12 protein-coding genes and 1 riboswitch are annotated in these 10,976 nt (G+C 71.7%); of the genes, 7 read left to right on the top strand and 5 right to left on the bottom strand.

Annotated features, from left to right (window positions below):
• Window positions 1-54: 54 nt before the first annotated feature.
• A complete protein-coding gene (locus HTZ82_RS19625) occupies window positions 55-819 on the bottom strand; it encodes a TNT domain-containing protein (RefSeq protein ID WP_175410731.1) in 765 nt (254 codons plus the stop codon).
• A 165-nt stretch (window positions 820-984) separates the two neighbouring features.
• On the opposite strand from HTZ82_RS19625, the gene HTZ82_RS19620 reads away from it, so the two are divergent.
• From HTZ82_RS19620 to HTZ82_RS19590, 7 genes are all read left to right on the top strand, one after another.
• The gene (locus HTZ82_RS19620; protein ID WP_175410730.1) at window positions 985-1,650 is read left to right on the top strand and encodes a TetR family transcriptional regulator C-terminal domain-containing protein; all 666 of its coding nucleotides are present in this window, start codon (window positions 985-987) and stop codon (window positions 1,648-1,650) included.
• Between the two features lie 268 nt (window positions 1,651-1,918).
• Window positions 1,919-2,077, top strand: a riboswitch (cyclic di-AMP (ydaO/yuaA leader).
• 4 nt (window positions 2,078-2,081) lie between these two features.
• Window positions 2,082-2,861: a LysM peptidoglycan-binding domain-containing protein gene (locus tag HTZ82_RS19615; protein WP_175410729.1), complete on the top strand. Its 780-nt coding sequence runs from the start codon at window positions 2,082-2,084 to the stop codon at window positions 2,859-2,861.
• A 143-nt stretch (window positions 2,862-3,004) separates the two neighbouring features.
• Window positions 3,005-4,285, top strand: coding sequence for an ABC transporter substrate-binding protein (locus HTZ82_RS19610; RefSeq protein WP_309235572.1), 1,281 nt, complete (start codon window positions 3,005-3,007; stop codon window positions 4,283-4,285).
• Window positions 4,282-5,175, top strand: coding sequence for a carbohydrate ABC transporter permease (locus HTZ82_RS19605; protein WP_175410728.1), 894 nt, complete (start codon window positions 4,282-4,284; stop codon window positions 5,173-5,175). Before HTZ82_RS19610 ends, HTZ82_RS19605 begins: the two co-directional genes overlap by 4 nt.
• Window positions 5,175-6,008 carry a carbohydrate ABC transporter permease gene (locus HTZ82_RS19600; protein WP_175410727.1) on the top strand — a complete coding sequence of 278 codons (834 nt, stop codon included), beginning with the start codon at window positions 5,175-5,177 and terminating at the stop codon, window positions 6,006-6,008. The genes HTZ82_RS19605 and HTZ82_RS19600 overlap by 1 nt, the downstream gene beginning before the upstream one ends.
• Window positions 6,009-6,038: 30 nt before the next feature.
• Complete coding sequence (locus HTZ82_RS19595) at window positions 6,039-7,226, top strand: ABC transporter ATP-binding protein (RefSeq protein ID WP_175410726.1); 1,188 nt, start codon at window positions 6,039-6,041, stop codon at window positions 7,224-7,226.
• 126 nt (window positions 7,227-7,352) lie between these two features.
• A complete protein-coding gene (locus tag HTZ82_RS19590; RefSeq protein WP_175410725.1) occupies window positions 7,353-7,646 on the top strand; it encodes a hypothetical protein in 294 nt (97 codons plus the stop codon).
• Between the two features lies 1 nt (window position 7,647).
• Here HTZ82_RS19590 and HTZ82_RS19585 read toward each other — a convergent pair whose 3' ends face one another.
• The 4 genes from HTZ82_RS19585 to HTZ82_RS19570 all read right to left on the bottom strand — a co-directional run bounded on the left by HTZ82_RS19585 (window position 7,648) and on the right by HTZ82_RS19570 (window position 10,746).
• Window positions 7,648-9,255 carry a polyamine aminopropyltransferase gene (locus HTZ82_RS19585; RefSeq protein WP_175410724.1) on the bottom strand — a complete coding sequence of 536 codons (1,608 nt, stop codon included), beginning with the start codon at window positions 9,253-9,255 and terminating at the stop codon, window positions 7,648-7,650.
• Window positions 9,256-9,280: 25 nt separating this feature from the next.
• Window positions 9,281-9,718: a DUF350 domain-containing protein gene (locus HTZ82_RS19580; protein WP_175410723.1), complete on the bottom strand. Its 438-nt coding sequence runs from the start codon at window positions 9,716-9,718 to the stop codon at window positions 9,281-9,283.
• Between the two features lie 129 nt (window positions 9,719-9,847).
• Window positions 9,848-10,252, bottom strand: coding sequence for a DUF4247 domain-containing protein (locus tag HTZ82_RS19575; protein WP_175410722.1), 405 nt, complete (start codon window positions 10,250-10,252; stop codon window positions 9,848-9,850).
• Window positions 10,249-10,746 (bottom strand): DUF2617 family protein, encoded by a 498-nt coding sequence (locus tag HTZ82_RS19570; RefSeq protein ID WP_175410721.1) that lies wholly within the window; start codon window positions 10,744-10,746, stop codon window positions 10,249-10,251. The genes HTZ82_RS19575 and HTZ82_RS19570 overlap by 4 nt, the downstream gene beginning before the upstream one ends.
• Between the last annotated feature and the right edge of the window lie 230 nt (window positions 10,747-10,976).

Raw genomic sequence — 10,976 nt, 5'->3', positions numbered from 1 at the left:
CGCCCCGGGCGCGCAGGGCGGTGTGCAGGGCGTGGCGGTCCATGGCGGGCGGGCCTATCGTGCCGCGGAGGCGGAGGCGGAGGCGGAGCCGGCCGCCGGGGCGAGATAGCCCTCGGCCAGCAGCCACTTGACGTTCAGGCGCTGACCCTCACCGGGGTCGAGGAGCGCCGCGTCCAGCTTGATCTGCTGTCCGCCGCCCGGCTGCCCGAACCAGGGCGCGATGGACCCCTGCCACACCGGGAAAGGCCGCGTCACGACGTACAGGTGGTAGTCGCACGGGTACGCCGGCTCGCGGGTGTTGAGGTTCTGCGGGGGCAGGGCACGCTGGGCGTACGGGTCTCCGGCCGGTGCGAGGTAGGAGCCGTACTCGGAGCCGAACCGGTCCAGCTTCTCGCCCGGTTCGAGGACCTCCACATGCTTGTCCACCGTGCCGTTGACCTCGGCGAAGCCGTCGTTCGGCGGGTACTTCCAGCCTCCCGGACCCTCGGGGCCCTCGTCCTTCCAGTAGGTGGCGAGAAACGCCTTCGGAGAGAGGCCGCCGGTGCGCTGGTAGCCCTTGAGGAGCGGGCCGACCGGCTTCTGCTGCGGCCGGGGCAGGTACTTCGGGCCCAGTCGGGCGTCGCCCTGGAACTCGCCGGTGCAGACGGCCGGTCGCTCCTTGCGGGCGTCGTCCCCCACGGCGCCGTCCGCCGGGACCTGGGCCGGGGCCGGGACCTGGGCCGGGGTCGGGGCGGCGGGGGCGGCGGCGGCCGGGGCCGGTGCGGACAGGACCGTGACGGTCAGGGCGAATGCGGACAGAACGGCACGCAGGCGGTTCACGTCGTGGTGCTCCCTCGGGTGCGGTACGGATGCTCTGCACGCACCGTAGTGAAGCGGGCACGCTCCGGTGGGCCGGTCGGGCGGCGTTTTCCGGCCGAGCTGCCGCCGCGTCCCTGTGCGCGATCGCGCACCCCGGCCTCCGCGCCGTCAGTGCAGTGGGGCGCCATGACACCGACACCACGCACCGACGGACGCGTCGAGCGCGGGAACCGGACCCGTCGGCTGATCCTCGAACGCGGCGTGGCGATCGCGTCCGTCGAAGGGCTGGGCGGCCTGTCGCTCGGGCGGCTCGCGGGGGAGCTCAAGCTCAGCAAGAGCGGTGTGTTCGCCCTGTTCGGCTCCAAGGAGGACCTGCAGCTCGCCACCGTGCGCATGGCCGGCAAGGTGTTCGCCCAGCACGTCGTGCAGCCCGCCCGCGAACTCCCGCCCGGCCTGGGCCGCCTGTGGCACCTCTGTACCCGCCGGCTCGCCTGCTCGCGGGACCGGGTCTTCCCCGGCGGCTGCTTCTTCCGCACGGTGGCGGCCGAGTACGGCGCCCGCGAGGGCAGGATCCACGACATGGTGGCGGCGGCCAGGGCCGACTGGACCGCCCTCCTGGAGCAGACCGTGCGGGAGGCGCGGGAGGCGGGCGAGGCGCACGCGGACACGGATGTGCCGCAGCTCGTCTTCGAGATCGCCGCTCTGCTGGAGGCGGCCGACGCCGAGTCGGTGCTGCGCGGCGACACCGACTGCTACGACCGCGCCGCCGAGGGAATCCTCCGCCGCCTGCGCGGCATCGCCACCGATCCGGCACTGCTGCCCGAGCGAGCCCAACTCAAGCGAAATGACTGATAAGTCCGATTCCAGCGCTTTGAGGATAACCAGCCGGATATATCGGCGCTTTGTGCTGTGCGGTGACGCCGAAAAACCGCGCGCCGTTCCGTGACATCGGTCACGGCGCCGCAGCCTCCGCATTCCCGGTCACCGCCAAATTCAACGGAATTCGCGTCCGCCTCAAGATCCGATGGATCACCGGCCCGGAATTCCGGCCTTGTTCCGCCCGGCCGCTCTCGTCTACGGTCACCGTCAATCCGGAAGGGCCGCCGAATCCTGCCGCCTTCCGGAATCCGCACCCACTCACGTACGGCAGGAGCGGGGGACCCAGGTAAGCCGCCGTTCCGTGCCACGGAACGGCTTGGGGTGAAGTCGCAGTCGCACTGCGGCCGGACATCTCCAGTCCGAACCCGACAGCTCACCTCGCAGGCGCCGGAGAGGAATGCGCCATGCCCCCGAAGGGTAAGCACCGCCGCCCGAAGAACAACCGCGTCACCCGTGGCTTCGCCATCGCGAGCACCGGAGGGGCCGCACTCGCCCTGCCGCTGACCGCTGCCGGAACCGCCACGGCGACCCCCGCCGTGGCCCCCGCCGTCGCGGTCGCGAAGCCCGCCGCCGCCCCGGCCGCCGCGCCCGCGGCACTGCCCCGCGCCGCCACCCCCGTCACGTACGCCGTCGTCGCCGGCGACACGCTGTACGGCATCGCCACGGACCACTCCGTCAGCGGCGGCTGGAAGAAGCTGTACGAGGACAACAAGAAGGCCATCGGTGACGACCCGTCGCTCATCCGCCCCGGCCTCAAGCTGACGATCGGCGCCAAGGCCCCGGCCGCCGCCCGCGCCGCCACCGACCGCGCAGACCGTTCCGAGCAGCGCACCGCCCTCAAGCCGGTCGCCGCGAAGACGTACCCGAACAACCTCGACGGCTGGATCAGGGAATCCCTGGACATCATGGCCGAGCGCGGAATTCCCGGCTCGTACGAGGGAATCCACCGCAACATCATGCGCGAGTCCTCCGGCAATCCGCTCGCCATCAACAACTGGGACTCCAACGCCGCGGCGGGCACCCCGTCCAAGGGCCTCCTCCAGGTCATCGACCCGACGTTCCGCGCCTACCACGTGCCCGGCACCTCGTTCGACCCGTACGACCCGGTCGCCAATATCACCGCCGCCTGCAACTACGCCGCCGCGCGGTACGGCTCCATCGACAACGTGAACGGCCCCTACTGACCCGCTGACGCAGACGTCGGCCACTCGGGTGGCCGCACGTGACACCTGGCCCTCCGTGCCGCCGAACCACCGCCCCCGGGCTTACGGTCGGCAGGCCGGAGGGCCCCCTGCCCCGGTGACCGAACGGTACGGGGAGGTGAAGCGTGCGGCGCCCGACGCGTCCCGCGGCCGCCCGAGGGCCGCGTGTCCTGATCGCCCTGTCCATGCTCGCCGTGCTGCTCAGCTCATGCGGCTCCGAACGGGCGGGCGGCCCGCCCACCCTCAACTGGTACAACTTCCCCGACGACTCCGGCGCCCTCGCCGGTGCCGCCCGCACCTGCACCCGGGCGTCCGGCGGCCGCTACCGCATCGTCTACAACAAGCTGCCGCGCACCGCCGACGGGCAGCGCCAGCAGCTCGTCCGCAGGCTCGCCGCCGAGGACGACGCCATCGACATCATGGGCCTCGACGTCACCTGGGCCGCCGAGTTCGCCGAGGCCGGCTGGATCCTGCCGTGGACCGGCGCGCTACGGGACCGCGCCGTCGAAGGCACCCTCAAGGTGCCGCTGCAGACGGCGACCTGGAAGGGCCGGCTGTACGCCGTCCCGTACAACACCAACACGCAGCTCCTCTGGTACCGCAGCGACCTCGTGCCCGAGCCCCCGCGCACCTGGTCCGAGATGCTCGACATGGCCCGCGGGCTCGCCGCCGAGGGCAAACCGCACTACATCGAGATCCAGGGCGCCCCGTACGAGGGCCTCACCGTCTGGTTCAACACCCTCGTCGCCAGCGCCGGCGGCTCCATCCTCACCGAGGACGCCACCGAACCCGCACTCGGCCGCCCCGCCGAACGCGCCGCCGCCGTCATGCGCGAGCTGGCCCGCTCACCGGCCGCCGACCCCTCCCTGCCGAACCAGATGGAGGACCAGAACCGCCTCGCGATGGAAGCGGGCCGCGCCGCCTTCGAGCTCAACTACCCGTTCGTCTATCCGTCGATGCAGGCGAACAACCCGCGGCTGTTCCGGCACTTCCGCTGGGCCCCGTACCCGCGCATGGACGCCGACCGGCCCGCCCGGCCCACCATCGGCGGCATCGACCTGGCGATCGGCGCCTACTCCCGCCACCCCGGCCTCGCGTTCGAGGCGGCGCTGTGCCTGCGCAACCGCGAGAACCAGATCACCGCCGCCGTCCAGGGCGGTCTGCCGCCCACACTGCGGGACCTGTACTCCGACCAGGAGTTCACCGCGCGCTACCCGTTCGCCGACGCCATCTTCCAGGCCCTGGAGAACGCCAGCGTCCGCCCCAGGACGCCCGCGTACCAGAACGTCTCCATCGTCATCTCCCACACCCTGTCCCCGCCCTCCGCGATCGACCCCCGGCGCTCCGTCAGGACCATCGAGCGCCAGATCACGGACGCCCTGGAGTCGAGGGGACTGATCCCATGAACCACCCGCGGTCCGAAGGAGCACGCCAGGAGCGCCGCCTCGGCTGGCTGCTCTGCGCACCCGCCGTCGTCGTCATGGCGGCCGTCACCGCCTACCCCATCGGCTACGCGGTCTACCTCTCCCTCCAGCGCCACGACCTGCGCTTCCCCGACCGGGCCGAGTTCATCGGCCTCGGCAACTACGGCGCCGTCCTCACCTCGCCGTTCTGGTGGCAGGCGTTCTGGGTGACCCTCTTCATCACCGTCGTGTCCGTCGCCGTCGAACTCGTCCTCGGGCTCGCCCTCGCCCTCGTCATGCACCGCACCGTCCTCGGGCGCGGCACGGTCCGCACGGCGGTCCTCATCCCGTACGGCATCGTCACCGTCGTCGCCGCGTTCTCCTGGCAGTACGCCTGGACGCCCGGCACCGGCTACCTCGCCGCGCTCCTCCCGGCCGGCGAGGCGCCGCTCACCGAGCAGTGGTCCGCACTCGGCCTGATCATCCTCGCCGAGGTCTGGAAGACCACCCCGTTCATGGCGCTGCTGCTCCTCGCCGGCCTCGCCCTCGTCCCCGAGGAGACGCTGCGCGCCGCCATGGTCGACGGCGCCGGGCCCTGGCAGCGCTTCCTCCGGGTCACCCTGCCGCTGATGAAGCCCGCCATCCTCGTGGCGCTGCTCTTCCGCACCCTCGACGCGTTCCGCGTCTTCGACAGCATCTTCATCCTCACCGCCGGCGCGCACGGCACGCCCTCCGTGTCGATCCTCGGCTACCACAACCTGTTCACGGCGCTCAACCTCGGCATCGGATCGGCGATCTCCGTACTGATCTTCCTGTGCGTCGCCGTCATCGCCTTCGCGTTCATCAAGCTCTTCGGGGCCGCGGCACCCGGAGCACAGGAAGGGGGCCGCTGATGGCGGGCGCCGGGAAACGCCATGTCACCGGGTGGGCGTTCGCCAACATCGTGGTCCTCGCCTACGCCCTCATCCCCGTCCTGTGGATCGCCGCCCTGTCGTTCAAGGACCCCGCCACCCTCACCGACGGCCGGTTCATCCCCGCCCGATGGACCCTGGACAACTACCGCGGGATCTTCGAGACCACCGAGTTCACCCGGGCCCTGATCAACTCCATCGGCATCGCCCTCATCGCCACCGCCGTCGCCGTCGTCCTCGGCATCATGGCGGCCTACGCCGTCGCCCGGCTCCGCTTCCCCGGCAAACGGCTCCTCATCGGCATGTCGCTGCTCATCGCGATGTTCCCGCCGATCTCCCTCGTCTCGCCGCTCTTCGACATCGAACGCGCCCTCGGCCTCTTCGACACCTGGGCCGGGCTGATCATCCCGTACATGACGTTCTCGCTGCCGCTGGCGATCTACACCCTGTCGGCGTTCTTCCGCGAGATCCCCTGGGACCTGGAGAAGGCCGCCAAGGTCGACGGCGCCACACCCGCCCAGGCCTTCCGCCTGGTGATCGCGCCACTGGCCGCGCCCGGCGTGTTCACCACCGCGATCCTGGTCTTCATCTTCTGCTGGAACGACTTCCTCTTCGCGATCTCCCTCACCTCGACCGAGGCCGCCCGCACCGTCCCCGCGGCCATCGCGTTCTTCACCGGAAGCAGCCAGTTCCAGCAGCCCACCGGATCGATCGCCGCCGCGGCCGTGGTCATCACCGTGCCGATCATCGTCTTCGTCCTGCTGTTCCAGCGGCGCATCGTCGCCGGACTCACCTCCGGCGCCGTCAAGGGCTGACCGCCGACCCCGTCCGAGGAGGATCCCACCATGGCCGAGATCGTGCTGGAGGGCATCACCAAGAGGTACCCCGACGGCGCCCTCGCCGTGCGGGACGTCGACCTCACCGTCGCCGACGGCGAATTCGTCATCCTCGTGGGGCCGTCCGGCTGCGGGAAGTCCACCACCCTCAACATGATCGCGGGCCTGGAGGACATCACCGAGGGCACCCTGCGCATCGGCGGAGAGATCGTCAACGACCGGGCGCCCAAGGACCGCGACATCGCCATGGTCTTCCAGAGCTACGCCCTCTACCCGCACATGAGCGTCCGCGACAACATGGGCTTCGCGCTGCGCCTCGCCAGGACCGACAAGGCCACCATCAAGGAGAAGGTCGAGGAGGCCGCCCGCATCCTCGACCTCACCGACCACCTCGACCGCAGGCCCGCCCACCTCTCCGGCGGCCAGCGCCAGCGCGTCGCCATGGGCCGCGCCATCGTCCGCAGCCCCAAGGCGTTCCTCATGGACGAACCGCTGTCCAACCTCGACGCGAAACTGCGCGTGCAGATGCGCACCCAGATCTCCCGCCTCCAGCAGCGCCTCGGCACCACCACCGTCTACGTCACCCACGACCAGACCGAGGCCATGACCCTCGGTGACCGGGTCGTCGTGATGCGTGGCGGCGTCGTCCAGCAGGTCGGCACCCCGCAGCACCTGTACGACCAGCCGCGCAACCTCTTCGTCGCCGGGTTCATCGGCTCACCCGCCATGAACTTCCTGCACGCCGTCCTGGAGCGGAACGAGCTGCGCACGGCGGTCGGCGCGCTGCCCCTGGAGGATCGGGTACGCCGGAGGCTGGAACGGCAGCGGGCCCCGCGCGACGTGATCGTGGGCCTGCGCCCCGAGGCCTTCGAGGACGCCGCCCTGGTCGACCCCGGGCGCCCAGGAGCCCGCTTCACGGCCACCGTCGACGTCGTCGAGTCTCTCGGCTCCGACGTGTACGCCCACTTCACCGAGGAGGGGTGGGCACCGGCCGTCACGGCCGAGCTTCAGGAGCTGGCCGCCGACGCCGGACTCACCGAGACCGGCGGCGAGGGCCACCAGATCGTCACCCGCCTGAGCACCGCGACCCGTGTCCGCGAGGGCACCGAGGCCGAGCTGTACGTGGACGCGTCGGCCCTGCACGTCTTCGACCCGCGCACCGGCACCAACCTCACCCACCGTGACGACGACGCCTGACCGGCCCGTGAAGCCCCCGCGGAACGACACATTCCATAAAGGGCCGCGCGGCCCTGGCCACAGGCCGCTCGCACGGCGCAGCATGAAGGTGGGGGCGCAGCGGCGGTGAGGGAAGGACTGAGCGCTATGAGCTGGGCATCGTGGACGACCACCGGAGTGATCACGGAAGGCGGCGGCGTACGGACCGACGAGGCGGGTCTCGTCCGGGGAGATCTGAGTGTGCACACCACCTGGACCGACGGCCGGGCCATCGTGACCGTGCAGTACAGCGGCGCGTCCGAGTGGTACACGATCACGGGCAGCCCGGTCGCCTGCGCCACGGAGGAGGAGAGCCGGCAATTGCACCAGGAGATCGTGGAGGCCGTCCGCACCGGCGACCCCGCCGCGGTTCTGCTGAGCGGCCGCCGCGTGCCGATGTGAGTCAGTAGTTCTGCCACTCGTGGCGCGTGTACTCCAGCACGGCCGGGTCCATCAGGGTCGTCACCCGTACGTCCTGGGGGCGCCGGTCCACCGGGAACACCGCGGCCGCCGCCAGGACCTCGTCGTCCAGGAACCGCAGCGGCGGCGCGTCCCCGGCCAGCCGCAGGCGCGGCGGCGGCCCGGCGCCGCCCGGCGCCGCCAGCACGTACCCCCAGTTGCCGAAGCTCGGCACGTCCACCTGGTACGTCGTCGTCCGGTACCCGGCCGCGCCGATGGTCGCCGCGACGGACCAGTACGACTTGGGCGCGAAGAACGGCGACCCGGCCTGCACCACGACCCGGCCGTCCGGCCCGAGGCGCTGCCGCAGCAGGTGGTAGAACTCCACGCTGTACAGCTTGGCCAGCGCCGCCGTGTCCGGATCGGGGAAGTCGATGACGACCGCGTCGTACCGCGGCCCCGCGTCCCGCAGCCAGGTGAACGCGTCGGCGTGCACGACCGTCACGCGCGGGTCCCGCAGCGCGTCGTGGTTCAGCCGCACCAGGGGTTCGAAGGAGCGCGCGAGCCGCGTCATCGCCGGGTCCAGATCGACGAGCGTCACCCGCTCCACGTCGTCGTACCGCAGCACCTCCCGCAGCGCCAGCGCGTCACCCCCGCCCAGGATCAGCACCGACGACCGCTTCCCCGCCACGGCGGGATGCACCAGCGCCTCGTGGTAGCGGTACTCGTCCACCGACGAGAACTGCAGGTCGCCGTTGAGGAAGAGCCGCGTGTCCTGGCGCCCCGTGAACGCCGTCGAACGGGTGACCACGATGTCCTGGTACGGGGTGGTCTCGGCGTGCACGATCGGATCCCGGTACAGCTGCTGACGCGCGGTCACCTCGATCTCGTCCGCGAGCACGTACACCGTGCCCAGCACCGCCAGCACCGCGGCCACCCCCGCCGACAGCGCCAGCCGCACAGCACGCCGGGTCTGCCGCCGGAAGATCCACAGCACGACACCGCCACCCGCCACCGCGTTCACGGCGCCCACCACCAGCGCGCCCTTGAGCTGCCCGAACGCGGGCAGGAGCAGCAGCGGGAAGCACAGCCCGCCGACGAGCGCGCCGACGTAGTCCGCGGCGAACATGTCCGCCACCGCGCTCCCCGCCTCCTGCCGCCTGATCCGCTGCAACAGCGTCATCAGCAGCGGGATCTCCGCCCCGATCAGCAGCCCCACGGCGAACGAGACCGCCACCATGGCCGGCATGTACAGCCGCAGCCAGGCGAACGCCACGTACAGGATCAGCACCGACAGGCCGCCGACCAGGGCCAGCACGATCTCGACGAGCGCGAAGGCGCCCACCGCGCGCCGCTGCAGCGGCTTGGCGGCGAGCGAGCCGATGCCCATGGCGAACACCATCACGGAGATCACCACGGACGTCTGCATCACGGAGTTGCCGATGAGGTAACTGCCGAGCGCCGTCAGCGCCAGTTCGTAGACCAGCCCGCAGGCCGCGCAGATGAACACCGCCGTCAGCAGGAGCAGGCGCGTGCCGCGCGCCCGCGGCCCGTTCGGCGGCGGGACCGGTTCGGCGGCCGGGGCGTCGGGGTCCAGGACGGTGGTGCTCATGTGCGGGGGCTCGAGAAGCGGGGGCTCAGGAGACGGCGGCGCCGACCATGAAGGCCGTGCCGATGTAGAGGGCGGCCTGCACCCAGGCGGCCGGGTGCGGCCGGTCGCCGCTGTCCTCCAGGACGGCGGCACCCAGACGGCCCGGCGTCAGCAGACCCACCACGAAGGAGATCAGCGTCATCACGACGACGCCCGCGAGCCCGTACAGCAGGGTGCTGGCGAGCCCCAGGCCCAGGCCCTGCTCGGACTCGCTGGCCCGGATGGACTGCTCGATGACCAGGCCGATGGCGACGGTCTGCCCGGCCAGCAGCACCGCGGCGCCGCGATTCCGCTCGGCCCACACCACATGGAACAGCTTGCCGGGCGTGACGAGGTCGAGCGCGATGAAGCCGACCGCCATCACGACGAATCCGACCAGGCCGTAGAGCACGGCGATGCCTGCCGAGTCGAGGATGTCTGCCACGGGGGTGCCTTTCGGGAACGACGTCGGAGATGCGGGAGTACGGGGTTCTGCGGGAGTGCGGGGTCTACGGGCTGCGATACGGGGCTGCGAGACGGCGCGGGCGGGGCGCGGACCGGCCGGCGGGGCCGGTCACTTGCCGGAGCCGGGGCCCCCGCCGCGGAACGCGCTGCCGTCCGGGTCCGGCCACTGGGTCCGGATGTGGGACTTCCAGCGGCGGTACCCGCTGCGGTAGTCGGCGATCTCGATACGGCTGCCGCCGTCCGCCCGCGGGGTGATGGCGACGATGTCGTTGCGGTACCGGAGGAACTCCTTGTCGCCGTCGGTGATCCGGCCCTGGGCCGCCGTGTGCCCGTCGATCTCCCGTGCCACGCGCGACGCCGGGTCGGTGCGGTCGACGTAGTCCACACCGTTCGACGTGTACGTCGAACGGATCCAGGACGACGGCACGTCGTTGCCGTCCTCCGGCTCGCTGGAACAGGCGGCGAGTGCGGCCGTGGCGAGCAGCATCGCGCTGATGCGTCGGGCGTTCTTCATCGGGCCTCCAGCCGGGAGTGCGTCGCCACGATCTGCCGGCTCTGCGGGTAGGTGTGCCAGGTGCGCCAGCTCAGCCCCGTGTCCTCCGGGTCGACGGCCAGCGCGGTGACCGCCTCAGGGGAGCCGGGGAAGATTCCGTACAGGGCCCGCGGATGCGCGTCCGACCGGTCGCGGACCAGGGCGACGCGCGTGCTGAACTCCTCGGCCGTCGCGTGGCGCTCGACGCGGGCGCGGAAGGTGTAGTACCAGCCGTCGAAGGCGTGCTCCGCCGTGTCCGGCAGGCCGCCGTCCACGCCGGGCAGGCAGGCGACGGTCTCCTGGACGGGCCCGGCGAACACCTGGTGCGACGCGCCCAGCAGCCTGAGCCGCACATCGAGCCCGCCGACCGTCAGCTCCCGCACCGCCAGCGCCTCACGCGCGGGCCGGCCCAGCGCGAACGCGAGCTGACCGGCGTCGGTGTCCAGATAGGGCGCGGACAGGGCTATGCCGGCCATCCGCCGCCTCCAGGAGCGACGAGCGCGAGATTCAACGGAGATCCCCCCGGATCGGTACGTGCGGTGAGCGCGGCCGAGTATGACACAGCCGCGCCGCGCCCCTCACGGGGGGCGCGACCGCCTGTTCGGCTAGGGAGTGTCCGGCGGATCATGCCGGCATCGAGGGACCTTCGCCTTGGCTGTGGGTGAGCGGGGTCTGGTGCGTGCGGCTGCAAGGCGGAGGAGGGAGT

It is taken from the genome of Streptomyces sp. TRM64462 (assembly GCF_013362995.1).
Classification (GTDB): domain Bacteria; phylum Actinomycetota; class Actinomycetes; order Streptomycetales; family Streptomycetaceae; genus Streptomyces.
This window is presented reverse-complemented; position numbering and strand designations above follow the sequence as displayed.